This is a genomic window from Roseovarius salinarum (assembly GCF_002834145.1).
In the GTDB taxonomy this organism is placed as follows: Bacteria; Pseudomonadota; Alphaproteobacteria; order Rhodobacterales; family Rhodobacteraceae; genus Roseovarius; species Roseovarius salinarum.
Window position 1 is genome coordinate 1 of record NZ_PHNT01000007.1, and the last position, 24,927, is coordinate 24,927.

A 24,927-nucleotide genomic window follows, 5' to 3' on the forward strand; every position below is an offset into this window, starting at 1 on the left:
GCCGCGCGGCAGGCTGCGCCGCGCGCGCGCCAGCCGCGTGCGCAGGTCGCGGCCGCGCAGGCCCATCCGCGCGCCCAGCAGCGCGTGCAGGTCTGCGAACCTGGCGTTCAGGTCGTCGCGGTCGATCATCCGTTCCCCCCTCGGGCGCCGCAGGTCTAGCCCGCTCGCGCGGGCACCTCAACAGGGCTGGCGCCGCCGCGACGCGGACGTTAATCAGGGGCCATGCTCAACACAATCCGCCACGGCACATCCTCGGACGCCCCGCCCCTGCTGATCGCCCACGGCCTTTACGGCTCCGCGCGCAACTGGGGCGCCGTGGCCAAGCGTCTGGCCGGCCCGCGCGAGGTGATTGCGGTGGACATGCGCAATCACGGCGCCAGCCCGTGGCACGACACGCACGGCTACCCCGAGATGGCCGCCGACCTTGCGCGGGTGATCGAGGCCGACGGCGGCCGGGCGGACGTGCTGGGCCATTCCATGGGCGGCAAGGCGGCGATGGTGCTGGCGCTGACACGCCCCGAGCTTGTGAACCGGCTGGTCGTGGCCGACATCGCGCCGGTGGCCTACGGCCATTCGCAGATCCAGTACATCGAGGCGATGAAGGCGGTCGACCTCGACCGGGTCGGGAAGCGCTCGGACGCCGAGGCGCAGCTCGCCCCGCTGGTGGACATGCCGCAGCTGGTGTCCTTCTTCACCCAGTCGCTGGACGTGCAGGAGAAACGCTGGCGGCTCAACCTCGACACCCTGGCCGCCGAGATGCCGAAGATCCTGGGCTTTCCCGAGATCGCAGGGCAGTTCGACGGCCCCGTGCTGTTCCTGTCGGGTGGCGGGTCCGACTACGTCACGCGCGATCATCGCCCCGCGATCAAGCGGCTGTTTCCCGCCGCGCAGTTCCTGAAGATCCCCGGCGCGGGCCACTGGCTGCACGCCGAGAAACCCCGCGAGTTCGTCGCGGCCGTGGACGCCTGGCTGAACGAGACCGGCTGACACCACGCCACGCGATGCGGATAGGACGGCGGCGGCCCCACGGGGACCCCTCCCTTTCAACCGCCGCCGCCCGGCCCGCGCGGGGCGCGGGCATCCCGCTCAGTCGCCGCCGTAAAGCGCGCGGGCGACGAGAAAGGCCACGGGCAACGCGGCGACGAATCCGGCAAGCGCGGAGAAGACCACCGGCTGCGTCGTGTCATAGCCGGCGGCCAGTGCGGCGATCATCGCGGACCCCGCGAAAGTGACCCCGATGAAGACGTAAAGGATGAGACCCAAGCGAAACATTTGACCCCTCAGTGCAGTCCACGCGCGTTTTCCAAGCACCCACATTAGCCATTTCGAATATGGCACACATTGATCTGGGTCAGCCCGCGCGCCTTGATCCGCGTCATGCCGCCGGCACGCCGGGCCATGTTAGGATGGGCCGAGGAGGGACCAAAATGATCACGCTGGACGACATCGAGGACATGACCGACCTGAGCCGCGAGGAGATCGCGGCGGTCGCCGAACACGAACACCTGCCCGAATTCAACGCGGCCGTGCTGGGGGACTATACCATGCACCTGCACCACGGCGCGGCGCGGGTACAGCAGATGATCTGCGACGACATCCGCGCGGCGCTGCACCGCGACGACCTTGGGCACGCGCGCGAACTTTACGCCGTGCTGCACCACTTCATCGCCAAACACCCCGAGGCCGCGCGCGGGGCGGAGTGAGGCGTCAGTCGGGCCCGTGAATCGCACGGGTCCCCGCCCGGCCGCCGCGGGGGTCATGCACGCGGACCGCGATGACCCCGGGCACATTAACCACGTGTCAACCCTTTGGGCCAAAAAACCTTATTTCGAACAAAAGGTCTGCCAAGTGTTCTATTTAAGTCAATTTGTTGGCAACTGGGGGGATGCCGGCATCGAACGCACCAGAGCCAGGATCATTCGCAATGCTCAAGACCTTCGCCAAACACACCCGCAAGACCAGCGAGACGGGGATCGCCTCGCCCGGTCAGGACTCGATCCAGACCCTCATCGGCCTCTACTACGACACGGAGAAACGCTGTGATGAAGCGACCGATGAGCTGGAACGCAAGGCCAAGGAAATCATCGCGCGCGTCGACGGGCATGCCGCCGACGGCCGTTTCGGACCGGCGTCGGACGGCGCCCGCCGGAGCGGTACGACACCCGCCTCGGATATCGACGAAACGAACGTTTTCATGGAAGTATCGGACAAGGAGGCCTTCTCGTACCGCGCCCAGCTTGCCCGGAAATACTGTATCCCCTACCGTGTCATGAGCGGCACGAACTTCATCGAGGGCGTAACGGACGAGGATCTGGAAACGCTCGAAAACCTCGAGATCCGCATCCAGTTGCTCCAGTATCAGCTGCAACAGACCGAGCATTTCATACTGGATTCCGTCCCGGAAGATACCGACAACGCGCTGGCCAAGCTGAAATTCATCTCGGCGCTTCTGCTCGACGGCTGCCACCTCGACACGGATCATTTCGCCTATCACGTCAAGGAATGCGTCGATCAGTGCGAAGGCCAGATGCGCGACATGCTCGACACGTACAGAAAGCACGAGGACCTGCTCGTCTGACGCGCGGCGCGGCCCCTTGGGCCAGCCAATGCCGGGGTTGCGCAACGGGCTGGCCCGATGCCGCACCACCACCCGCGAACCGGCTGCCCGGGCCTGCCCCGGCAGCCGGGCGCCGCGGCCCGCGCATGAGGCGGTGCGGCGTCTCTCAGTCGTCGCCTGCCATCGCACGGGCCACCGCCCGGGCCACCGGGACCGCGGCGACAAAGCCCAGCGCGACCGCGCCACCCAGAATCAGGGGCGTGACATGACCGGTGACGAGGGCAACGACGATCCCCACGCCCGCCAGCGTGGCACCGATGAACAGGTGCAGGACGACGATGAGCCAGAACATGGCGCATGGTCTGCACGGGGCCGCGCGGCCCCGCCTTGATCCATGTCAGGCGATCACACCTCGCGCGCGTCCGCGTCGGGCACCACGGCCGAGGGCCCGCCCTTGCGGTGGTCGAATTCGGGGTCGTCGCGCTTGACCTTGCGCGAAACCAGGTATCCGGCCGGCCAGCTCAGCACCAGCCCCGCCAGCGCGGCGGCCAGGATGACTTGCCAGCTGTAGAACCCGAGGGCCAGCACCACGATCACCAGCCCGCCCATCAGCGCGGGCGCCGTGGCGGAAAGTGTCAGGACATAAGTCAGGCGATCCATGTCGGCCTCCTTTCGTTTCCCGGCATGAAACGTGGGGATTGCCGGCGCCGGCCCCCAAGGGACGGTCACGGGCATGTGAGCGCGCGCCCCGCCGGTCATTCGACGCCCAGCATCTCCTTGGCCTTGGCCAGCGTTTCGACCGAGGCCGCGTGATCGCCGGCCTCGTGCAAGGCTTCGCCTTCCGCACGCAGGGCCTTCACCTCGGCCATCCGGGCCTCGGAAAGCTCGGCGGTTTCCATCGCCGCGTCGATCTTCGCCATGTCCATGGGGCACTGCCCGGCCATGGCGGGCGCGGCCAGCAGGGCAAGGGCGGCTGTCAGGGCAAGATGTTTCATGTCGTCTCCTCCCGTTGGTCGATGCCGAGGAGATAGCGCGACGCGGGCACAAGGCGAATCGGAGCGCGGGTCACGGCATGTTGACCCCGCAGCGGCCCGGATGCGGCATGTCCGACGACCGGCGGCCCGTCGCGACCGGCGCGGCGTTGATGCGGATCGGCCTCCTTTCGGGGGCCGTCGGCGCGGGACGGCACGCCGGGCTTGCCCCGCGGCGCCGGATGCGCTTGGCTGGGGCCGGCCGCAAGGCCGGGCTATCGCGCGACCTGCGCGCAGGCCGAGGATTGGCCGTTCTCCAGCGTGCACCGGGACGGCCGGTTCCGGCCGGGGGATGGATACGGGGGCGTAGGGCGGGATTTCATGCCGCTGATGCGGGCGGACAATGTGGACATCGTGAGGTGCAACCCCACCCTACGGGTGCTGCCGTGCAAAAAATTCAATCCGTGTTGTCGGATCGACAAGCATCCAGCCTGGTATTTCCTGTTCAAGAAATATGTCCGAAGAATCGAACGCGCTGAATACCTTGAAAACAAAAGCATCTGACATCTTTGTCAGTGAAGCGCCGAATGAAGCTTCTCCGCCAACTCCGGACGCTGCAATGGCAGTACGACCCGCGCCATCGAAGCGCATGAAAGCGTCATCCCATCCTGTCGTATCATTCGGGGTCGCAACGTCTTGAGAACCTCCGAATTTTGTATCCGAAACCGCGCCATATCCGCAGTTGGAATGATCATATTTACAAGCGAACATCATCCAGGCGCGTTTCAAGGTATCGACATTCAGCTTGGGGGCATAATCGGTTTGCAACCGGATCTTCCAACTCGACAATTGGCCTACTTCATTCACCATGAAAAGATCATTCTTGCCCCGATTCATCATTTCTGCGGCCAGTTCTACGGGAAAGTTGTCCTTGGCTTCGGACAGCAGAAAAATCGTGAGTCTTTGAATATTTTGAATATACTCTGTTACCTTATCGGCCGGGATAACTTTCTGGCCCTTGAAATCAACAAATGGTGCGTGAAAACCCAATCTTGATGTGGGATAAAGAATTCTCCGTGGTTCAGGATTCCATCCTTCGCAATTTGAATAACATGCTTCCTCAAAGTGCTTGTATAGAACGTTATCCGGATGCGTCAGTGTGCCCGCCATAAAAATGACAGCACAAGCTGAAAAACAATTTTCATTTGGCGGCACCTTGGTTGCGAAATATTCATTGACAAGTAAAGCAATTTTGCCCCCTTCCAAGAAGGAGCCTCCGGGCCCATATGTGCAAACCATTCTTGGCCAAACATCATCGAGCGCATCAGTAGATTTCTTGTATGCAGCGTAATCTCGTCTCAGAATTTTCGAAGCAAGGTTAGAAAATTTTTCAAAGTCACCGGTTTTTAATTTGCCAGATATGGAGATATCACATCCAAATTGTTCCCGATCGCGCTCCTTGATGCTGGCAGCGTAAACGTTGATGGCAGATATGCCCAAAAGAAAATTGATGAGGACGCAGCAAAACACAGTTTTCGTCCAGTCGATTGAGGGCGCGAACTTTCTTAATGGTTCTGAAGCGGGAAAACGCATAGCCGGCCTCCTTCCCGTTCACGCCGCCACGTGCGCCCCGCCCTCGCCCGCCAGCAAGGCGGGAACCGAGATGTCTTCGCCCAGCGCCGCCCAGTGCAGCCCGTAGGCGCTGATCGTCACCGCGACGCGCTGCTCCGTGGTGGCGTTCAGCAGCCGGGGGAACCACGCCAGCGACACGCCGAGGATGCGGCCATCGCTCGGATACACCCACATGGTGTCGTCGTCGAAGCGGACAGAGGTTGCATGAACGCTCATGGAGCCATGCAACTCCAGGATGCGCGTGTGGTCAAGGGGTGGTGGGTTTGGAACCCGCCCTACACGGGATTTGCCCATCGCTCACCGCGCATCGCGTTCCCGCGCGGAATCGAGGCGCGCAGCGCCGCCGCGCGATCGCCAGACCGCCCGATCGGGCTGGCGATTTGGTGACGCAGGCACGCCGGTCAGAGGTATTTCGACCTTGGCGGGGATAAAGTGCCCCGAACCGTCCTCGGATCGCCATCCCGCGGTCTGGCCATCGCGCGGCGTTCACGATATTGGGCATGGTGGGGTGAAACCCCAGCCTATGGGAACAAAGGGGCGTGGCGACAGGGTGACCCCCGCCTCACTCGTCCATCTTCAACGCCGAGATGAAGGCTTCCTGCGGGATCTCGACCTTGCCGAACTGGCGCATCTTCTTCTTGCCGGCCTTCTGCTTTTCCAGCAGCTTCTTCTTGCGCGTCACGTCCCCGCCGTAGCACTTGGCGGTCACGTCCTTGCGCATGGCGCTCAGCGTCTCGCGCGCGATGACCTTGCCGCCGATCGCCGCCTGGATCGGGATCTTGAACATGTGGCGCGGGATCAGGTCCTTGAGCTTCTCGCACATCGCCCGGCCGCGCATCTCGGCCCGGTCGCGGTGGACCATGGTCGACAGCGCGTCCACCGGTTCGTCGTTGACCAGGATCTGCATCTTCACCAGCGTGTCCTCGCGGTAGCCGGTGATCTCGTAGTCGAAGCTGGCATAGCCCTTGGTCACCGATTTCAGCCGGTCGTAGAAGTCGAAGACCACCTCGTTCAAGGGCAGGTCGTAGACCACCATCGCCCGGCTGCCGGCATAGCTGAGATCGAGCTGGATGCCGCGGCGTTCCTGGCAGAGCTTCAGCACATCGCCCAGGAAGTCGTCGGGCACGAGGATCGTGGCCTTGATCCGCGGCTCCTCGACATGGGCCACCTCCACCGGGTCGGGCATGTCGGCGGGGTTGTGCAGCTCGTGCATTTCCCCGTCCTTCATGTAGACGTGATAGACCACCGAGGGCGCGGTCGTGATCAGCGAGATGTCGTATTCCCGCTCGATCCGGTCGCGCACCACCTCCAGGTGCAGCAGCCCCAGGAACCCGCAGCGGAAGCCGAAGCCCAGCGCGGCGGAGCTTTCCATCTCGTAGGTGAAGGACGCGTCGTTGAGCGCCAGCTTCTCGATGGCCGAGCGCAGCGCCTCGAACTCCGAGGTATCGACGGGAAAGAGCCCGCAGAACACCACCGGCACCGAGGGCTTGAACCCCGGCAGCGCCTTGGCGCAGGGTGCCCTGTCGTGGGTGATGGTATCGCCCACCCGGGTGTCGCGCACCTGCTTGATCGAGGCGGTGATGAAGCCGATCTCGCCGGGGCCGAGGTCATCGACCACCGTCATCGCGGGGCGGAACACGCCGATGCGGTCGATGGTGTGCACGCTGCCCGTCTGCATCATGCGGATGCGGTCGCCCTTCTTCAGCCGCCCGTCCATGATCCGCACCAAGACCACGACGCCGAGGTAGGGGTCGTACTTGCTGTCCACCAGCATGGCCTTGAGCGGCGCGTCGGCATCGCCCTGCGGCGCGGGCAGCTCGTGCACGATGGCCTCCAGCGTCTCGCGGATGCCCTGCCCCGTCTTGGCGCTGACATGGATGGCACCGGTGGCGTCGATGCCGATGACGTCCTCGATCTGCTCGGCCACGCGGTCGCAGTCGCTGGCCGGCAGGTCGATCTTGTTGAGCACCGGGATCAGCTCGTGGTCCGCGTCGATCGCCTGGTAGACGTTGGCCAGCGTCTGCGCCTCCACGCCCTGCGTGCTGTCGACGACCAGCAGCGACCCCTCGACCGCCTGCATCGACCGTGACACCTCGTAGGAGAAATCGACGTGCCCCGGCGTGTCGATGAGGTTGAGCACGTATTGCTCGCCGTCTTTGGCGGTGTAGTCGATGCGCACCGTGTTGGCCTTGATGGTGATGCCGCGCTCGCGCTCGATGTCCATCGCGTCGAGAAGCTGCTCCTTCATGTCGCGCTCGGCGACGGTGTCCGTCATCTGGATCAGCCGGTCGGCCAGGGTGGACTTGCCGTGGTCGATGTGCGCCACGATCGAGAAATTGCGGATGTGCGAGAGCGGTGTTGCCATGAGGATGCGATATGCTCCGGTGTGGCGGCAGGGTCAATAGCCCGCGCTCAGCCCGCGGCGGTCGTCTCGCCGCCGCACACCGGGCACCCCGGCTGCGGCGCAAGGGTGATGCGCCGGCTTTCGCCGTGAAGCGCGTCGTGGATCAGCATGGTGCCGCGCAGCGGCGTGCCCGCGCCCGCGATGATCTTGATCGCCTCGGCCGCCATCATGGTGCCCAGGATGCCGGGCAGCGGCCCCAGCACGCCCGCCTCCGCGCAGCTCGGCGCAAGCCCCTCGGCAGGCGCCTCGGGGAAGATGCATTCGTAACAAGGTGTGCCGCGCGCGGTGTCGAAGACGGTAAGCTGCCCCTCCCACTGCGACAGGGCGCCCGAGATCAGCGGCACCCCGGCGGCATGGGCCGCGGCGTTGGCTGTATAGCGGGTCTCGAAATTGTCGCTGCCGTCAAGCACCAGGTCATAGTCCGCGAAAAGGTCCCCGGCGATCTCCGCGGTCAGCCGCCGGTTGTAGGGGCGCACGGCCACGAAGGGGTTCTGCGCCTGCAATGCCTCTGCGGCCGACTGCACCTTGGGCCGGCCGATGGCGTCGTCGCGGTGGATGACCTGCCGCTGCAGGTTGGCGTTCTCCACCACGTCGCCGTCGATCACGCCCAGCGTGCCCACGCCCGCCGCACCGAGGTAGAGCAGCGCGGGCGAGCCCAGCCCGCCGGCCCCGATCACCAGCACGCGCGCGCGTTTCAGCCGGGTCTGGCCCGGCCCGCCGATCTCGCGCAACACGATGTGGCGGGCATAGCGTTCCAGCTCCGTGGGCGACAGCCGCGCGTCCTGCGCCGGCGCGTCCCGCGGCCCGCCGTTTCCCGCGGGCGCGGCGGCCCGGGCGCGCAGGTACCGCAACCCCGAACGGTACCCCAGGACGAGCGCGACGCCACCGCCCAGGATCAGCCAGGGCGCCGGGCTGCCGCCCGTGGCCTGCCGCAGCCCGTGGTCCAGGGGCAGCCCCAATTGCATAACGACGACAGCCGCCCACAACCCGCCGATCATCGCCCAGCGATGCCGGCGCGGGGTGCCCATCACGGCGCCCAGCCCCCAAAGCCCCGCGGCGATCACCAGCACCAGTGCCATCACGCAACCCCCGTGGAGCCGAAACCGCCCCCGCCGCGCGGCGTGTCGCCCAGCGTCTCGGCCAGTTCGAAACCCGCGCGCACCACGGGCGCCACCACCATCTGCGCGATCCGCGCGCCGTGCGCGACATGGAACACCGCCTCGCCCGCGTTCATCACGATCACGCCCAGCGGGCCGCGGTAGTCGCTGTCGATGGTCGCCGGCGCATTCGGCAATGTAATCCCGTGACGCAGCGCCAGCCCCGAGCGCGGGCGCAGCTGCACCTCGTATCCGTCGGGAACGGCCAGCCGCAGCCCCGTGGGCACCAGCGCCCGCGCGCCCGGGGCCAGCGTCACGCCCGCCCGCTCCGCTTCGGGAAAGTTGGCACGCAGGTCCGCGCCCGCCGCTCCGGCGCTTTCATAGGCCGGCAGGCCCAGCGCCCGGTCCGCCCCGTCGTCCCAGGTGATACGGATGGTGACCATGCCAATCCCTTCATCTTGCCCGAAATACTCCCGCCGGAGGCGCCCGGCGGTCAAGCCAGCGCGTCGGCGATCCGCCGGGCCAGGCGGTCGCCCACCTGCGCCTTCGTCATCCGCGGCCAGTCCTCGACGCCACCGTCGGTGATCAATGTAATGGCGTTCTCCACGCCGCCCATGATTCCCGTGGCCAGGCTCACGTCGTTGGCAAGCATCCAGTCGCAGCCCTTGCGCGCGCGCTTGGCAGCGGCATTCTCGATCACGTCGTGCGTCTCGGCAGCAAACCCCACGACCAGCCGGGGGCGCCCTGCCGCCATCCCGGCCACCGTGGCCAGGATGTCCGGGTTTTCGGCGAAATCGAGGCGCGGGGTGCCCCCGGCCTCCTTTTTCATCTTGCGCTCGCCCGCGCCGGTGACGTGCCAATCGGCCACGGCCGCCGCGAAGATGGCCGCATCCGCGGGCAGCGCCGCCTGCACCGCCGACAGCATCTCGCGCGCGGTTTCCACGCGCACCACCTCGACACCCGGCGGCGGCGGCACCTCGGCCGGCCCCGTGACGAAGACCACCTCCGCACCCAGCCCCGCCAGCGCCGATGCGATGGCCGTGCCCTGCACGCCGGAGGAGCGGTTGGCGATGTAGCGCACCGGGTCGATGGGCTCGTGCGTGGGCCCCGAGGTCACCACGATACGGCGCCCCGAAAGCGGGCCGTGGCGCAGCCGAGCGCCCGCGGCCTCGACGATTTCCCACGGCTCGGACATCCGCCCGGGGCCGTGTTCGCCGCAGGCCATGTCGCCCGTGCCCGGCCCGACCGTCGTGACGCCGTCGGTTTCAAGCGTGGCAAGGTTGCGCCGGGTGGCGGGGTGCTGCCACATCCGCACGTTCATCGCGGGCGCGACCAGCACCGGCGTATCGGTGGCCAGAAGCAGGGTGGAGGCCAGGTCGTCGGCGTGGCCGTGGGCCATCTTCGCCATCAGGTCGGCGGTAGCGGGCGCCACCACGACCAGATCGGCACTGCGCGACAGCTCGATATGGCCCATCTCGGCCTCGTCGGTCAGGTCGAACAGCGCGGTATAGGCCTTCTCGCCCGCCAGCCCCGCCGCCGACAGGGGCGTGACGAATTCCTCCCCCGCCCGTGTCAGCACCGGCGTCACGCCCGCGCCCTCGGCGCGGAACCGGCGGATCAGCTCCAGCGCCTTGAAGGCGGCGATGCCGCCGCCGATGATCAGAAGGATTCGTTTGCCTGCCAGCACGTAACTTGCTCCCGGATTGCCCGACGTTTATAGGCTTGGGCAGGCCCTGAAACAATGGACAGCCGATGGCCCGGCTCGAATTGACCACGACCCTCGCCGCCCCGATCGCGGATGTCTGGGAGGCGCTGCAACGGCCGGCGACCCTGGCGTGGGTGTCGCGCGGCTGGCTGGCCTTCCGCCCCATAGACCCGCCGGCGCTGCCCGCGCGCTGGCCCCGCAGCGGCGATTTCACTGTCGCTCTCGCCGCCTTCGGCATGGTCCCGATCGGCCGGCAGGTCATGGGCGTGCGCCGCCCCGACGTGGCCCCGCCCCGCCGCGCGCTGCGCGACAAGGGGCACGGCACGCTCGTCCGGGTCTGGGACCACATCATCGAGCTCACCCCCCAGGGCGAAACGGCCACCCGCTACACCGACCGCGTCCGGATCGAGGCCGGGTGGCTGACACCGCTGGTCTGGCTGTGGGCCCGGGGGTTCTATGCACACAGGCAACGGCGCTGGCACGAGTTGGTCCGCAACGGCTTCGACACGGGATGACTCCTACCCGGAAAAGGCCGCGCAGGGGTCCGGGCGATCGACGCCCGGCGCCGAGATCACCTCGTCGAAGCGCCCAGGCAGGGTGCGGTCATCCTCGGTCTGGCCAACGACATGAACGTCGAGGTCCGGCGCCACGCGCCGCAGGAACCGGGGCATGCCGCGATCGGCCCGCGCATGGCCGTTGCCCGTGATCACCGCCACCGGGCCGCCGGTGTCGCGCACCGCGCGCACGGCGGCCCGCGCCAGCATGGCGTCGCGCAGCCGCTGGATGGCGACCATGCCGGGCAGCGCGGATTCGGGCAGCGCGTCGCAATGCGCGGCCATCTGCTCGGCCTCGCGCGCGGCCCTCTCGTCCTCGGGCAGTGGCCTGTCCAGCCCGTAGGCCGCCGGGTCACCCCCGAAGCTTTCGGCGATGCCCGTCTCCATCGCATCGCGGGCCTGCGCGCGCGGCAGCCCGGCGCCGTAGATGCGTGCCTGCGGTGCAGCGGCGAAGATCGGGTAATACATCCCGAAATCGGGCCAGCCGCGCGCCTCCCACTCCAGCACCTTGCCCAGTTTTTCCGGGTCGTCGCGCAGATCGGGCGCCACGCGCGCGGCCTGCGCTGGCGTGAGCATCTCGAAGACGATCGCCGCCGGTTGCAGCTGCGCCACGCGCGCGGCCTGCGTCTCGTGGTGGGCGGGATTGTCATGCACCTCGCCCAGGACGAGCACGTCCTGGGCAAGGGCCGTGACGGGCATGAGGGCGGCGAGCGCCGCGCAGAGCAGGCGTTTCATGCCAGCAGGCTTTGCACCTCTGCACCCTGGCGTTCAAGATGCTTGCGCATCTTCTCGAACGCCGCCGCTTCGAGTTGCCGCACCCGTTCCTTGGACAGCGACAGTTCCTCGCCCAGGCTTTCCAGCGTGCGCGGCTCGTCGCGCAGCTTGCGCTCGTGCACGATGAAGCGTTCGCGGTCGTTGAGCCTGCCCATGGCGTCGGCCAGCCACTGGCGCAGGGCGTCGCGGTCGTGATCGTGCTCGACCAGCTCGTCGCCGCGCAGGCCCTCGTCCTCGAGCGTATCGATCCACTCGCGGCCCTCGTCCTCGGCCGACTGCGTGGCGTTCAGCGAGAAGTCGGCGCCCGACAGCCGGCCCTCCATCATCTCGACGTCGCGCAAGGGCACGCCGACCTCGTGGGCGACCATCTCGCGCAGCTGGTGACGATCCAGTTCCTCGCCCTTCGCCATTGCCTCGCGCTCGATACGGGCCTGCACCCGGCGCATGTTGAAGAACAGCGATTTCTGGCTGGAGGTCGACCCGGTGCGCACCATCGACCAGTTGCGCATGACGTAGTCCTGCACGCTGGCCTTGATCCACCAGACGGCATAGGTGGAAAACCGCACGCCCCGGTCGGGGTCGAACTTGTCGGCGGCCTTCATGAGGCCCAGCCCGGCCTCCTGGATCAGGTCGTTCATCGGCGCACCGTAACGGCGGAACTTGGCCGCCATCGAGATCGCCAGACGCATGTAAGCGTTGATCAGCCGGTGCAGGGCTTCCTCGTCACGGTGATCGCGCCAGGCGTAAGCCAGCGCGCGTTCGGTTTCCGCGTCCAGCAACTCCGCCTTCATGGCGCTGCGGGACATCGTCGTCGTTTCAGGTGTGTCCAAAGGCATTGTGACCCCCTCCGGGCGCGTCAGCCTCGGGACCGACGCCCCTTTTGCAGTGTTGCACGGAATGGTACGCAGCAAAAATCAAACCGGATCACATCGAGGTGCCAAGCGGGATGCTGCCAGACCTCACACTGGTGCTCGGGGGCGCAGCCTCGGGCAAGTCCGCCTTCGCCGAGCGCCTCGTGCGCGACAGCGGGCAGCGGCCGCTCTATCTTGCGACCGCGCAGGCGCATGACGACGAGATGCGCGCGAAGATCGCGCGTCACCGCGCCGCGCGCGGCCCGGGCTGGGACACCGCCGAGGCGCCGCGCGAGCCCGCCGAGGTTCTGGCCGGCGCCGCCGCCGGGCAGGCGGTGCTGCTGGATTGCGCGACCATGTGGCTGAGCAACACCCTGCTGGCCGGGGCCGACGTCGACGCCGCGCGCACCACGCTGCTGCACGCGCTCGCGGCCTGCGCCGCGCCCGTGGTGGTCGTCAGCAACGAGGTGGGCCTGTCGGGCGTGCCGGACAACGCGCTGGCCCGGCGGTTCCGTGACGCGCAGGGCCGGCTCAACCAGGCTCTGGCCGAGCAGGCGGACCTCGCGGTGCTGGTGGTCGCCGGGCTGCCGCAGGTCCTCAAGGGGCACCTGCCTTGACCCGGCTGCACTGGGTCCGCCACGGGCCCACGCACGCGCGCGCCATGGTCGGCTGGTCGGACATCGCCGCCGACCTGAGCGACGCGGACACCCTCGGCCGGCTGGCGGCGCATCTGCCGCCGGATGCGCCGGTGATCGCCTCCGACCTGCAGCGTGCGGACCAGACGGCGGCCGCGATCGCGGGCGCGCGCCCGCGCCTTCCCGCCGACCCCGACCTGCGCGAGATCCATTTCGGCGACTGGGAAATGCGCGGCGTGGCCGACCTTGCCGACGACGCGCGTCTGCGCGCCTTCTGGGACACGCCCGGCGACGTGCGCGCGCCCGGCGGCGAAAGCTGGCACGAGGTCTGCGCGCGGGTGAACCGCGCGGTCGACCGGCTGCTGGCGGGCGAGCCGCCCGCCGATATCGTGGTCGTCGCGCACATGGGCGCGATCCTGACGCAGGTGCAGAGGGCGCTGGACGTCAGTGCCTACGCCGCCTTCGGCCACCGCATCGACACGCTGTCGGTGACCGAACTCCACCTGAGAGACGATGGCTGGCACGCCGCGCGGATCAACCACCGCCCGTGACGGCGGCGCCGTCGGGATCGAGTATTTCGGGCAAGATGAAGGCATGGGGGAGGGCGCGTGTTAACCATTCGGTAACAGCCGGCGGGGTACGCGTTAACCATCCTTCGGCAACACCGGCACACCATGGTCTCCCGCGCCTACACCGTCGCCTTCGAGGGGGTCGAAACCCGGCCCGTGGAGGTGCAGTGCGCGGTCACGCCCGGCATGCCCGCCTTTTCGGTCGTGGGCCTCCCCGACAAGGCGGTCAGCGAGGCGCGCGACCGCGTGCGCACCGCGCTGGGCGCCATGGCGATCGCCCTGCCCTCCAAGCGAATCACCGTCAACCTTTCGCCGGCCGACCTGCCCAAGGAGGGCAGCCATTTCGACCTGCCCATCGCGCTGGCGTTGCTGGCCGCGCTCGAGGTGATCCCCGAGGACGCGGTCGAGGCCACCACCGCGCTGGGCGAGTTGTCGCTTGACGGCGCGCTGCTGCCGGTGATCGGCGCCCTGCCCGCCGCGCTGGCCGCCGCCGCGGAGGAGCGCACGCTGCTGTGCCCGCGCGCCTCGGGCGCCGAGGCCGCCTGGGTCGATGCCGCGCAGGTGATCGGGGCGGGCACGCTCGCCGACGTGGTGCGCCACTACACCGGCCAGTCGCCGCTGCCGCCGGCCGCGCCGGGCGAGGTCACCGGCGACGCCTCGGGCCGCGATCTGCGCGATGTCAAGGGCCAGGAACGCGCCAAGCGTGCGCTGGAGATCGCCGCGGCGGGCCGGCACCACCTGCTGATGGTGGGCAGCCCCGGTGCCGGCAAGTCGATGCTGGCCGCGCGCCTGCCCGGCATCCTGCCGCCGCTGACGGCGGCCGAGGCGCTGGAAACCTCGATGATCCACTCGCTGGCCGGGCTCCTCGACGAGGGCGGGATCAGCCGCGCGCGCCCCTTCCGCGAACCGCACCACACCGCCTCGATGGCGGCGATCGTCGGCGGCGGGCGCCGCGCCGCCCCGGGCGAGATCAGCCTCGCGCACAACGGGGTGCTGTTCATGGACGAGTTCCCGGAATTCCCCCGCACCGTGCTGGAGACCCTGCGCCAGCCGATCGAGACCGGCGAGGTCATGATCGCCCGCGCCAACGCCCATGTGAAATATCCCTGCCGCTTCATGCTGGTGGCCGCCGCGAACCCCTGCAGGTGCGGCCACCTCAGCGACCCGGCCCGTGCCTGCGCCCGCGCGCCCCAGTGCGGCGAGGATTACCTCGGCCGCATCTCGGGGCCGTTGCTGGACCGCTTCGACATGCGCATCGATGTCCCCCCCGTGGCGTTCTCGGATCTCGACCTGCCCGCGGCGGGCGACGGCACGGCAACGGTCGCTTGCCGGGTGCGCGACGCGCGCGCGGCGCAGGCGGCACGCTACGGCGAACACGCGGCGTTCCGGCTGAACGCCGACGCGGAAGGTTCCGCGCTGGAGGCGGCCGCGACGCCCGACGCGGAGGGGCGCGCGCTGATCTCGCGCGCGGCGGACCGTTTCGGCCTGTCGGCCCGCGGCTACCACAGGGTCCTGCGGCTGGCGCGCACGATCGCCGACCTCGACGGGACCGAGGCGGTGCGCCAGCCGCATGTGGCCGAGGCGCTCAGCTACCGGCTGGCCGGGATGACAGACAGCTGATCCACCCCGCGAGATGCAGCAGCGTCTCGCGCGCCTCGGGCAAAAGCCGGGGCGGGAACATGGGCCAGACGTGGGGCAGCCCCGGCGCGATCCGGCAGGCCACGGGCACGCCCTGCCCCGACAGGCGCCGGGCCATGCGCCGGGTATCGTCCAGCAGGATCTCGGTGTCCCCGGCCGTCAACCAGACCGGGCCGGCGCCCGCGAAATCCGCGAAGAGGGGCGAGGCCCGCGGATCATCGGCGTCGGCCCCGTGCAGGTACATCCCGGCCAGCTCGCCCGCGCGCGACGCGGGCAGCATCGGGTCGGCGCGCGCGTTGTCGCGCAAGCTGCGCCCCGAGAACGTCAGGTCGGTCAGCGGCGAGAAGGCGAAGCTTCCCAGCGGCTGCGGCAGGCTCAGCCGCGCGACCTCGGCCAGCACCGCGAGCGCCAGCCCGCCGCCCGCGCTGTCGCCGCCCAGGATCACGGGGCCCTCAGCGGCGAGCGCGCGATAGGCCGTCAGCGCATCGTCGAGCGCCGCGGGAAACGGGTGCTCGGGGGCAAGGCGGTAGTCCGGCAGGCACGCCGGCAGCCCGGTCAGCGCCGAGAGCCGCGCCAGCATGGCGCGGTGGGTGCGCGGGCTGCCGAAGACGTAGCCGCCGCCGTGGAAATACAGGATCGCCGGCCCCTCTCGCACGCCCGGCACGCTCGCCCAGTGGACGGGCACGGCGTGGCCCGACTCCTCCAGCGCGCCGTCCCGGAAGGCCGCGCCACGCGGCGGCCGGAACCAGAACCGCGCCTTGGCCTCGAAGCTATCGCGCAGCGCGACCGAGTCGTCGATCCGCGCCAGCATGGGCTTTTCCGTCAGCCGCAGCGCGAGGTTCAGCAACCGCCGGCGCACGCTCACGCCCGGCGCGCCTCCACCGCGTCCCAGATCATGCCGGCGACGTTCGTGCCGTCGAACCGCTCCATCTCCTGGATGCCGGTGGGCGACGTCACGTTGATCTCGGTCAGGTAGTCGCCGATCACGTCGATGCCCACGAAGACCTGCCCCTTGTCACGAAGCAGCGGGCCGATGGCCGCGCAGATCTCGCGGTCGCGCGCGGTCAGCTCCGCCTTCTCGGCCCGGCCGCCCACGTGCATGTTCGACCGCGTCTCGCCCGAGGCGGGCACGCGGTTGATGACGCCGGCCGGTTCGCCGTCCACGAGGATCACCCGCTTGTCGCCGCGCGCGATCTGCGGAAGGTATTTCTGCACGATCAGCGGCTCGCGCGAGAAACCGGTGAAGAGTTCGTGCAGCGAAGCAAGGTTGCGGTCGGATTCCGACAGGTGAAAGACGCCCGCGCCGCCGTTGCCGTAGAGCGGCTTCAGGATCACGTCGCCCTGGGCCGCCTTGAAGGCGCGGATCGTCTCGAGGTCGCGGGCGATGGTGGTCGGCGGCATCAGCTCGGGGAAATCCAGCACCAGCAGCTTCTCGGGGAAATTGCGCACCCAGAACGGGTCATTGACCACCAGCGTGCCCGGGGCCAGCCGCTGCAGCAGGTGCGTGGTGGTGATGTAGAACATGTCGAACGGCGGGTCCTGGCGCAGCCAGACGACATCGAAATCCGACAGGTTGACCACCCTCTCGTCGCCGAGGCGGAAATGGTCGCCCGCCACGCGCCGCACCTCCAGCGGATGCCCGCGCGCGGTGACGGTGCCCTGGTCATAGGCCAGGTGCTCGGGCAGGTAGTAGAACAACTCGTGCCCGCGCGCCTGCGCCTCCTCGGCCAGCCGGAACGTGCTGTCGGCCTCGATGTCGACGGGGCCGATCGGGTCCATCTGAAATGCGATCTTCATGCCGTGCCCTTCGCGTCGCCTGCTGCGCTTGCGCCTCACTTCATGCGCCAAGGGGACGCCGGGTGCAAATCAGAAATGGCCGAAGGCGTTCTCGATGATCTCGACGTGCCCCGCACCGTCCACGGCGGCCAGGTCGAAGCGCACCGGGGTCAGCTGGCCCGCCGGAAGCGTGCCGATGTATTCCGCGGCGGCGGCGTGAATGCGGCGCATCTGCGCCGGCCGCAGATGCGCGATGGCCTGGTCGGTGGTGCGGGCGCGCTTGACCTCGACGAAGACGATGGTGTCGCCTTCGCGCAGCACGAGGTCGATCTCGCCGCCCCGTCCCCGCCATCGCCGCGCCAGCGACGCGGCGCCGCGCGCGGCAAAGACCGCGGCGGCCTGCCGCTCGGCGGCATCGCCGGCCAGCGCGTTGCGCTGGCCCCGCGTGCGCCGACCCGGCGCACCCGCCGGGTGCGCGCCGGTCGAGGCAGCCTGCGCATGCACCGTCATGCCTTGCCCTCCAGTTCCAGGGCGCGCTGATAGACCCGCCGGCGCGGCAACGACAGCTGCCGCGCCACGCTGTCGGCCGCGTCGCGGACCGTGCGGGTTTCCAGCGCCTGTTCAAGGGCGGAGTCTAGGTCCGACTCGTTAACGGGCCGTTCAGGCGCCTCGCCGATCAGCACGACGACCTCTCCCTTCACCCCTTGCGCGGCGCTGCGCGCGGCCAGTTCCTCCAGCGTGCCGCGCTGCACCTCCTCGAACCGCTTGGTCAGTTCCCGCGCGATCGCCGCGGGCCGATCACCGCCCAGCGCCTCGGCGGCGTCCGCCAGCATCGCCGCCGTGCGCGCCGGCGATTCGAAGAACACCAGCGTGCCGGGCACCTGCGCCAGCGCGGCAAGCGCGGCCTTGCGCTTGTTGCCGCCGCTCGGCAGGAACCCGCCGAAGAAGAACCGGTCGGTCGGCAGCCCCGACAGCGCCAGCGCCGTGACCGGCGCCGAGGCACCGGGCGCCACCGTCACCGCGTGCCCGGCCTCGCGCGCGGCGCGCGCCAGATCGTAGCCCGGATCCGCGATCATCGGCATGCCCGCCTCCGAGGCGTAAACGACCGATTTGCCCTCTGCCAGCTCTGCCAGGAGCCGCGGCCGCATGCGCGCGCCGTTGTGGTCGTGGTAGGACAGAAGCGGCCGGTCGGCCCGCGCGATACCGTGGATCTGCATCAGCTTGCGCAGGCTGCGCGTGTCCTCGGCGGCCAGCACGTCGGCGCCCGCCAGCAGGTCGAGCGCACGCAGCGTGATGTCGCGCGCCGTCCCGATCGGCGTGGCGATCAGGTAGAGCCCCGGCGCGGTGCCTGTTTCGCTCGGATTCCCCACTGGACCCATCCCGCGTGACGTTTATTATCGCGACCACCCGCGGCACCGGCCGGCGCCGCGGCATCGAAGGAAGCGAGAAGGTCCCCATGTTCGCCGTTTTCCACCGCGCCCGCAAGCTGATCGGACGTCCCGTCCTCGTCCTGGCCGCCCTTTGGCTGGCCGCCTGTCAACCCGCCGGGCTGAGCGATGTGACCGGCGCGCCCTCGCTGCGCGGCGGCCAGCCGGTGCCCGTGGCCCTTCTGGTGCCGCACGGCGCGCAGGACGCACAGGTCCAGAAGCTGGCGCGCGACCTCGAGAACGCGGCGCGCATGGCCGCCTCGGACCTGCAGGGCGTCAAGGTCGACCTGCGCGTCTACGGCACCGCCGACACGCCGGCCAAGGCGGCCGAGGCCGCGCGCAACGCCGTGGCCGACGGGGCCAGGATCATCGTCGGCCCGCTGCGCGCCGAAACCGCCCGCGCCGCGGGCGGGGCCGCGGCCGGGCGTGGCGTCAACGTGCTGGCGTTTTCCAACAATCCCGAGGCGGCCGGCGGCAACGTCTTCATCCTCGGACAGACCTTCGAGACGACGGCGCGACGGCTGACGCGGTTCGCCGTGCGCGAGGGCCGCGAGCGGTTCCTCGTCCTGCACGCGCGCAACGAGGCCGGCCGGCTGGGCCGCCGCGCGATCGAGACGGCCGTGCAGCGCAGCGGCGCCCGGGTGGTTGGCACGGTGAGCTACGAGTTCTCGCAGCAGGCGGTGATCGAGTCGGTCGACCGCGTGCGCGACGCCGTGTCCGAGGGCGCGCCCGACACCATCTTCATGACCGCCAACTCGGCGGGCGCGCTGCCGCTTTATTCGCAGATGCTGCCCGAGGCCGGCATGGGGCCGCCGGAAATCCAGTACATCGGGCTGAGCCGGTGGGACAAGCCGCCGCAGACGCTGGAACTTCCCGGCGTGCAGGGCGGCTGGTTCGCCCTGCCCGACCCGCAGCGGCAGGCGCGTTTCCGCAGCCGCTACGAATCCGCCTATGGCGCGCCACCGCACGAGATCGCCGGGCTGGCCTATGACGGCATCGCCGCCGTGGGGGCGCTGGCCAAGCAGGGCCGCCGTGACGCGCTGAGCCGCGACTCGCTGACCCAGTCCGCCGGGTTCCAGGGCGTCAGCGGCGTCTTCCGCTTCCACCCGGACGGCACCAACGACCGCGGGCTCGCCGTCGCCACGATCCGCGACAACGCGGTCAAGGTGCTGGCCCCCGCACCGCAAAGCTTCAGCGGCACCGGTTTCTGATCGCCCGCGCAAGGACGCCCATGAAGGATCTCGCCCCCGGCCCGGACGACCTGATCCGCCCGGCCGCCGACATCTTCGACACCGCCGCGGTGGCGCACCGGCTTGACCGGATCATCGACCAGGGCCGGCAGGACGGCGACACCGAAGCGATGCGCCGAGAGGTCGTGGCACTGCTGCGCGAGGCGCTGGACCGCGGGCGCGAGATCATCGCCGAGGGCTTCGCCGCGCACCCGTTCCAGGCACGCCCGGTGACCCGGGCCTATACCTGGCTGACCGACTGCGTGATCCTGACGGCGCTGGAGGCCGCCACCCGCGGGATGCACCCGCTGGCCACGCCCACCGAATCCGAGCGCATCGCAGTCTGCGCGGTCGGCGGCTTCGGCCGGGGCGAGATGGCCCCGCAATCCGACGTCGACCTTCTGTTCCTGACACCCTACAAGATCACGCCCTGGGCCGAGAGCGTGATCGAGAGCATGCTCTACATCCTGTGGGACCTGAAGCTGAAGGTCGGCCACGCCAGCCGCACGATCCGCGACTGCCTTCGGCTGGGCACGGAGGATTTCACGATCCGCACCGCGCTGCTGGAGTTCCGCTATCTCGGCGGTGACGCGGCGCTGGCCGGGGAGCTGGAGGCGCGGCTGTGGGACGAGCTGTTCGAGGGCAGCGAACGCGATTTCATCGAGGCCAAGCTGGGCGAGCGCGACGCGCGTCACGAGAAGCAGGGCGGCCAGCGCTACATGGTCGAACCCAACGTGAAGGAGGGCAAGGGCGGGCTGCGCGACCTGCAATCGCTGTTCTGGATCGCCAAGTACCTGCACCGGGTCAACGACGCGGCGGAACTGGTGCGCCTGGGCGTCTTCACCGCCGAGGAATTCGACACCTTCGAACGCGCCGAGACCTTCCTGTGGGCCGTGCGCTGCCACCTGCACCTGCTGACGGGGCGGCCCAACGACCAGCTGACCTTCGACTTGCAGGTCGAGGTGGCCGAGCGCATGGGCTATGCCGACAGCGCCGGCCGCCGCGCGGTGGAACACTTCATGCAGGACTATTTCCGCCACGCCACCGCGGTGGGCGACCTCACCCGCATCTTCCTGACCAAGCTGGAGGCCGCGCACGTCAAGTCCGAACCGCTGCTGCAGCGGATCTTCCGGCGCAAGAAAAAGCTCAAGAAGGGCTACGTCGAGGTGCACGGCCGGCTGGCGATCGCCGACGAGGCGGAATTCCTGTCCGACCGGCTGAACCTGCTGCGCCTGTTCGAGGAGGGGCTGCGCACCGGGCTTCTGATCCACCCCGACGCGATGCGGCTGGTGGCCGCCAACCTGCACCTGATCGACGACTCCGTCCGCCGCGACCGCGAGGCGCAGAAGCTGTTCCTCGGGCTGCTGCTCAAGCACGGCAACCCCGAGCGCGCCCTGCGGCGGATGAACGAGGTCGGGATGCTCGCCGCCGTCATCCCCGAGTTCGAGCCGATCGTCGCGATGATGCAGTTCAACATGTATCACAGCTACACGGTCGACGAGCACACCATCCAGTGCATCAGCCAGCTGGCCCGCATCGAGCGCGGCGAGCTGGAGGAGGAGCTGCCCGTCGCCTCCTCGATCCTCGAGGAGGGGGCGATCAACCGGCGCGTGCTCTACGTCGCGCTGCTGCTGCACGACATCGGCAAGGGCCGCGACGAGGATCACTCGATCCTCGGCGCCCGCATCGCCCGCCGCGTCGCGCCGCGGCTCGGGCTGAAACCGCGCGAGGTCGACACCGTGGAATGGCTGGTGCGCTACCACCTGCTGATGTCGGACATGGCGCAGAAACGCGACATCGCCGATCCGCGCACCGTGCGCGACTTCGCCAAGGCCGTGCAGACGAAGGAACGGCTGGACCTGCTGTGCGTGCTCACCGTCTGCGACATCCGCGGCGTTGGCCCGGGCACCTGGAACAACTGGAAGGCCTCGCTGCTGCGCGCGCTCTACCGCCAGACCCGCCGTGCGCTCGAGGGCGGGCTGGAGGACCTCAACCGCGAACAGCGCGGCTCGGAGGCCAAGCGCAAGCTGCGCGAGATGCTGGCCGACTGGCCGAAATCCGAGATCAAGCGCGAGACGGCCCGCCACTACCCGACCTACTGGCAGGGGCTGCACGTCACCGCGCATGTCGTCTTTGCCCGGCTGCTGCGCGAACTCGAGGACGACGGCATCGGCATCGACCTGGCGATCGACGAGGACCGCGACGCCACCCGCGCCTGCTTCGTCATGGCCGACCATCCCGGGATCTTCTCGCGGCTGGCGGGCGCGCTGGCGCTGGCGGGCGCCAACGTGGTGGACGCGCGCACCTACACCTCCAAGGACGGCTACGCCACCGCCGCGTTCTGGATTCAGGACGGCGACGGCCACCCCTTCGAGGCCGAGCGCCTGCCGCGCCTGCGCGAGATGATCCACAAGACGCTTAGGGGCGAGGTCGTCGCCGGAGAGGCCATACGCCGCCGCGACAAGCTGAAGAAACGCGAAAAGGCGTTCCGGGTGCCCACCCATATCACCTTCGACAACGACGGCTCCGAGATCTTCACGATCATCGAGGTCGACACCCGCGACCGCCCCGGGCTGCTCTACGACCTCACGCGCACGCTGTCGGACAACCACGTCAACATCGCCAGCGCGGTGATCGCCACCTACGGCGAACAGGTGGTCGACACCTTTTACGTCAAGGACATGTTCGGACTGAAACTGCACTCCGAGGCCAAGCGCACCGCGCTCGAGCGCAAGTTGCGCGCGGCCATCACCGAGGGCGTGAAACGCGCGGAAGGGTGAGGGCCGGTGCGCCGCCGAAGGCACCGGGAAACCAACCGGGAGAGGATTCGAGGCCCGAACGGGCGGAGCGCGGGGGCTGCCCCGAAACGGTCCGCACACGGCGCCCGACAACCGCTGGACGCGGTCGAGGCGAGTGGCAAGGGCCACCGGAACGAGTGCAGCCAAGAACAGGTCATCTTCGCGCGGATGATGACAGGTCTGACGACGAGGCACCGTGAGGCGAAGACCGTCATGATCGGCGTGACTTGCCCGAAGCCCCACCCGGCAGCGACCGGGAGGGGCGTGAAAGGGAGCGCCTCGAGCCGTCGCAAGCTCATCCCTCTGGCACGCCCCAAAATTGGCTTCGACAATCACTTTACCGGCGCCTATGATCCCAGACGGCGCTCCTGTTGGGCAACGCCGGGTGAAGGAGGAACTGCCACCGGAGGTTTTCCGGCCGGGGGCCAATGAACCGTGCCGGGGCGATCGATGAGCGCTGGCGGGAGCATGCAGCCCTCGGGCGCGCTGGCCCGGATCAAGCACGGGGTTTTGGCAAGCCGACGCACACTGACATGACCAATCCACGCTCTCCGTCCCGCGCATTGCGCCTGCTTTGGTTCTTCACCGTGCTTTGCGTGATCTTCGGCCTTCTCTACCGGCTCCTGCCCGTTGCCCTCGGCCCCGACTGGTTGGCACGGTTCTTCATCACCGAGGATGGCTATCTGATGCTGACCGTGGCGCGCAATCTGGCGGACGGCGCCGGCCTGTCGGTCTCGGATGGCGAGATTGCCACGAACGGCGTGCAGCCTTTGGGCACTTTTCTCTACGCTCTGCCCTACCTGGCCACCGGCGGGGACAAAGTGACAAGCCTCGTCGGCGTCATCCTGATCATGGCGCTCGTGTCGGTCTTCGCGTTGTTCGCGATCCGCGCCTTCGCGGCACGCAGCCTGGCCGGGTTGGCCGAGGGGCCGATCTGGGCTTGGATGGTCGCCGCGTTATGGTTTCTTGGTCCGCTCATGCTTTTTCACAGCATGAACGCGCTAGAAACCGGCCTGGCGACACTGGCGGTCGTCGCCCTGCTCTTGTGGTTCGGAAACCTCTGCGAAGCGCAAAGGCCTTTCACGGTCGCTGAAAGGATCGTGCTGGGGCTTCTATCGGGCCTGGTTTTCCTGGCCCGGATCGATTGCGCCTTCCTGGTCACGGCGATCTTCGCGGTGCATTTCGCGCGCTGTTTGCTGACCGGAGGAGGACTCGGTCGGGCGCTGCGGGATCTTACGTTGCCCGGCCTCATCAGTCTGGCGATGGCCACCCCGTGGCTCGTTTACAACAAGGTCGGGTTCGGCTCGATCATGCCGATCAGCGGCACGGCACAGTCACTCACAGCGGAGTTCGGTCAGAATCTCGGGCTTCTGCCGGCGAAACTGTTCGAAACCATGTTTCCGATGCTGCCGATACCCGGCGCGCTCGAAAGCGCGTTGCCGGTGCAGGTGATCTGCGGGCTGAGTGTTGTCGGTGTTCTCGTCGTATTTGCGGGGCTTTCTTGGTCACGCCGCCGCCCCTTCCACGCGGCGCTTCTGGCCTACGGGCTTTATGGCGTGGCGATCGCGTTCTACTACGGTGCCCTTTTCGGTGCGCCGCATTTCCTGAGCCGCTACTTGGCACCGCTTGGCCCGCTGCTGATCATCGCGGCGATCACCGTGGCCCTGACGCTGTTCGAACGTGTGTCCCGGCACGGCCCAGCCATCACCGGCGCGCTGAGCGCGGCCAGCCTTGTCCTTTGCATCGCCCTTCTGGGCGTGAAACTGGCCGGAGGGCTCAAGCAGGGGCATTTCCAGGTCGTGGAATGGGTCGACGAGAACGTCCCCGATGACGTCTGGGTCGGCGCGGTGCAGACCGGCACGTTGGGCTACTGGCATGACCGAACGATCAATCTCGACGGCAAGGTCAACCCCGAGGCGCTGGCCGCCATCAAGGCGCAGGGCAGCGTGCTCGACTATGTCGTCGACAGTCCGATCACATATCTGGCCGACTGGTCCGGCATTGCCGGCTGGGTCGACAACCCGCGGTTCGCCGAGGCCTTCGAACTCCTCGTTATGGACGAGGACCGGAACCTCGGTGTCCTTCGGCGCCGCGACAGCGACCCGGTGGGAAGCTGAGATGCCGGCCGTGGCATCGCCGCCCCCGAGATGACTGTCGGTCGCGACCGCTCCGGGCAGGTGCAGCGGGGGATCGTGGCCGCCTCGTTCGAGGCGTATCGCGTCTTCCGCGAGGCCCGGCTTGCTTGAACGGCCGCAACGATGCGCCACCCTCAAGGGCCGCGTCACCCGTTCCCGGCCATGGCGCGCGGCG

The 24,927-nt window shown here is 68.7% G+C and carries 26 protein-coding genes; 10 read left to right on the forward strand and 16 right to left on the reverse strand.

Annotated elements, in window-relative coordinates:
• Positions 1-222 precede the first annotated feature (222 nt).
• On the forward strand, positions 223-987 hold the full coding sequence (locus CEF10_RS08110; RefSeq protein ID WP_101067642.1) for an alpha/beta fold hydrolase: 765 nt from the start codon (positions 223-225) through the stop codon (positions 985-987).
• Between the two features lie 99 nt (positions 988-1,086).
• Here the strand turns inward: CEF10_RS08110 and CEF10_RS08115 are convergent, their stop codons facing one another.
• Positions 1,087-1,272 carry a CTP synthetase gene (locus tag CEF10_RS08115; protein WP_101067643.1) on the reverse strand — a complete coding sequence of 62 codons (186 nt, stop codon included), beginning with the start codon at positions 1,270-1,272 and terminating at the stop codon, positions 1,087-1,089.
• A 155-nt stretch (positions 1,273-1,427) separates the two neighbouring features.
• Between CEF10_RS08115 and CEF10_RS08120 the strand changes: the two genes are divergently transcribed.
• Together CEF10_RS08120 and CEF10_RS08125 are read left to right on the forward strand one after the other, a co-directional pair.
• Positions 1,428-1,703, forward strand: coding sequence for a hypothetical protein (locus tag CEF10_RS08120; protein ID WP_101067644.1), 276 nt, complete (start codon positions 1,428-1,430; stop codon positions 1,701-1,703).
• Between the two features lie 221 nt (positions 1,704-1,924).
• Entirely contained in the window at positions 1,925-2,578 is a 654-nt protein-coding gene (locus tag CEF10_RS08125) for a hypothetical protein (protein ID WP_101067645.1), read from the forward strand.
• A gap of 145 nt (positions 2,579-2,723) precedes the next feature.
• Here CEF10_RS08125 and CEF10_RS08130 read toward each other — a convergent pair whose 3' ends face one another.
• The 9 genes from CEF10_RS08130 to coaBC all read right to left on the reverse strand — a co-directional run bounded on the left by CEF10_RS08130 (position 2,724) and on the right by coaBC (position 10,348).
• Positions 2,724-2,909 carry a CTP synthetase gene (locus CEF10_RS08130; RefSeq protein WP_101067646.1) on the reverse strand — a complete coding sequence of 62 codons (186 nt, stop codon included), beginning with the start codon at positions 2,907-2,909 and terminating at the stop codon, positions 2,724-2,726.
• Positions 2,910-2,962: 53 nt separating this feature from the next.
• Entirely contained in the window at positions 2,963-3,217 is a 255-nt protein-coding gene (locus tag CEF10_RS08135) for a hypothetical protein (protein WP_101067647.1), read from the reverse strand.
• A gap of 95 nt (positions 3,218-3,312) precedes the next feature.
• The gene (locus CEF10_RS08140; RefSeq protein ID WP_101067648.1) at positions 3,313-3,552 is read right to left on the reverse strand and encodes a hypothetical protein; all 240 of its coding nucleotides are present in this window, start codon (positions 3,550-3,552) and stop codon (positions 3,313-3,315) included.
• Positions 3,553-3,960: 408 nt separating this feature from the next.
• On the reverse strand, positions 3,961-5,121 hold the full coding sequence (locus tag CEF10_RS16855; protein ID WP_157932977.1) for a hypothetical protein: 1,161 nt from the start codon (positions 5,119-5,121) through the stop codon (positions 3,961-3,963).
• A gap of 18 nt (positions 5,122-5,139) precedes the next feature.
• A complete protein-coding gene (locus CEF10_RS08145) occupies positions 5,140-5,376 on the reverse strand; it encodes a DUF2442 domain-containing protein (protein ID WP_101067649.1) in 237 nt (78 codons plus the stop codon).
• 346 nt (positions 5,377-5,722) lie between these two features.
• Positions 5,723-7,525 carry a translation elongation factor 4 gene (lepA, locus tag CEF10_RS08150; RefSeq protein WP_101067650.1) on the reverse strand — a complete coding sequence of 601 codons (1,803 nt, stop codon included), beginning with the start codon at positions 7,523-7,525 and terminating at the stop codon, positions 5,723-5,725.
• 47 nt (positions 7,526-7,572) lie between these two features.
• Positions 7,573-8,643 carry a HesA/MoeB/ThiF family protein gene (locus tag CEF10_RS08155; RefSeq protein ID WP_101067651.1) on the reverse strand — a complete coding sequence of 357 codons (1,071 nt, stop codon included), beginning with the start codon at positions 8,641-8,643 and terminating at the stop codon, positions 7,573-7,575.
• Positions 8,643-9,104 (reverse strand): dUTP diphosphatase, encoded by a 462-nt coding sequence (gene dut, locus CEF10_RS08160; RefSeq protein WP_101067652.1) that lies wholly within the window; start codon positions 9,102-9,104, stop codon positions 8,643-8,645. Before dut ends, CEF10_RS08155 begins: the two co-directional genes overlap by 1 nt.
• 50 nt (positions 9,105-9,154) lie before the next feature.
• Positions 9,155-10,348 carry a bifunctional phosphopantothenoylcysteine decarboxylase/phosphopantothenate--cysteine ligase CoaBC gene (gene coaBC, locus CEF10_RS08165; protein WP_101067653.1) on the reverse strand — a complete coding sequence of 398 codons (1,194 nt, stop codon included), beginning with the start codon at positions 10,346-10,348 and terminating at the stop codon, positions 9,155-9,157.
• Between the two features lie 65 nt (positions 10,349-10,413).
• On the opposite strand from coaBC, the gene CEF10_RS08170 reads away from it, so the two are divergent.
• Positions 10,414-10,881 (forward strand): hypothetical protein, encoded by a 468-nt coding sequence (locus CEF10_RS08170; RefSeq protein ID WP_101067654.1) that lies wholly within the window; start codon positions 10,414-10,416, stop codon positions 10,879-10,881.
• A gap of 3 nt (positions 10,882-10,884) precedes the next feature.
• Here the strand turns inward: CEF10_RS08170 and CEF10_RS08175 are convergent, their stop codons facing one another.
• Together CEF10_RS08175 and CEF10_RS08180 are read right to left on the reverse strand one after the other, a co-directional pair.
• Positions 10,885-11,655, reverse strand: coding sequence for a ChaN family lipoprotein (locus tag CEF10_RS08175; RefSeq protein ID WP_101067655.1), 771 nt, complete (start codon positions 11,653-11,655; stop codon positions 10,885-10,887).
• On the reverse strand, positions 11,652-12,485 hold the full coding sequence (locus tag CEF10_RS08180; RefSeq protein ID WP_232796448.1) for an RNA polymerase factor sigma-32: 834 nt from the start codon (positions 12,483-12,485) through the stop codon (positions 11,652-11,654). Before CEF10_RS08180 ends, CEF10_RS08175 begins: the two co-directional genes overlap by 4 nt.
• A gap of 155 nt (positions 12,486-12,640) precedes the next feature.
• Between CEF10_RS08180 and cobU the strand changes: the two genes are divergently transcribed.
• From cobU to CEF10_RS08195, 3 genes are all read left to right on the forward strand, one after another.
• On the forward strand, positions 12,641-13,162 hold the full coding sequence (gene cobU / locus CEF10_RS08185) for a bifunctional adenosylcobinamide kinase/adenosylcobinamide-phosphate guanylyltransferase (RefSeq protein WP_101067657.1): 522 nt from the start codon (positions 12,641-12,643) through the stop codon (positions 13,160-13,162).
• The gene (locus CEF10_RS08190) at positions 13,159-13,731 is read left to right on the forward strand and encodes a histidine phosphatase family protein (RefSeq protein WP_101067658.1); all 573 of its coding nucleotides are present in this window, start codon (positions 13,159-13,161) and stop codon (positions 13,729-13,731) included. Before cobU ends, CEF10_RS08190 begins: the two co-directional genes overlap by 4 nt.
• A 123-nt stretch (positions 13,732-13,854) precedes the next feature.
• On the forward strand, positions 13,855-15,369 hold the full coding sequence (locus CEF10_RS08195; RefSeq protein WP_101067659.1) for a YifB family Mg chelatase-like AAA ATPase: 1,515 nt from the start codon (positions 13,855-13,857) through the stop codon (positions 15,367-15,369).
• On the opposite strand, the gene CEF10_RS08200 is transcribed toward CEF10_RS08195, so the two are convergent.
• The 4 genes from CEF10_RS08200 to rsmI form a co-directional block, all read right to left on the reverse strand.
• On the reverse strand, positions 15,335-16,252 hold the full coding sequence (locus CEF10_RS08200) for an alpha/beta hydrolase (RefSeq protein ID WP_101067660.1): 918 nt from the start codon (positions 16,250-16,252) through the stop codon (positions 15,335-15,337). The two genes, CEF10_RS08195 and CEF10_RS08200, sit on opposite strands and share 35 nt — an antisense overlap.
• Positions 16,249-17,184: a glutathione synthase gene (gene gshB / locus CEF10_RS08205; protein WP_101067661.1), complete on the reverse strand. Its 936-nt coding sequence runs from the start codon at positions 17,182-17,184 to the stop codon at positions 16,249-16,251. Before gshB ends, CEF10_RS08200 begins: the two co-directional genes overlap by 4 nt.
• 69 nt (positions 17,185-17,253) lie before the next feature.
• On the reverse strand, positions 17,254-17,673 hold the full coding sequence (locus CEF10_RS08210) for a YraN family protein (RefSeq protein WP_101067662.1): 420 nt from the start codon (positions 17,671-17,673) through the stop codon (positions 17,254-17,256).
• A complete protein-coding gene (gene rsmI / locus CEF10_RS08215; protein ID WP_232796442.1) occupies positions 17,670-18,533 on the reverse strand; it encodes a 16S rRNA (cytidine(1402)-2'-O)-methyltransferase in 864 nt (287 codons plus the stop codon). Before rsmI ends, CEF10_RS08210 begins: the two co-directional genes overlap by 4 nt.
• Positions 18,534-18,619: 86 nt before the next feature.
• Here rsmI and CEF10_RS08220 point away from each other — a divergent pair, with 86 nt between their 5' ends.
• The 3 genes from CEF10_RS08220 (at position 18,620) to CEF10_RS08230 (ending at position 24,734) form a co-directional block, all read left to right on the forward strand.
• Positions 18,620-19,801 carry a penicillin-binding protein activator gene (locus CEF10_RS08220; RefSeq protein ID WP_101067664.1) on the forward strand — a complete coding sequence of 394 codons (1,182 nt, stop codon included), beginning with the start codon at positions 18,620-18,622 and terminating at the stop codon, positions 19,799-19,801.
• Between the two features lie 20 nt (positions 19,802-19,821).
• Positions 19,822-22,599, forward strand: coding sequence for a [protein-PII] uridylyltransferase (locus CEF10_RS08225; RefSeq protein WP_101067665.1), 2,778 nt, complete (start codon positions 19,822-19,824; stop codon positions 22,597-22,599).
• Between the two features lie 581 nt (positions 22,600-23,180).
• Positions 23,181-24,734 carry a hypothetical protein gene (locus CEF10_RS08230; protein ID WP_101067666.1) on the forward strand — a complete coding sequence of 518 codons (1,554 nt, stop codon included), beginning with the start codon at positions 23,181-23,183 and terminating at the stop codon, positions 24,732-24,734.
• Positions 24,735-24,927 lie beyond the last annotated feature (193 nt).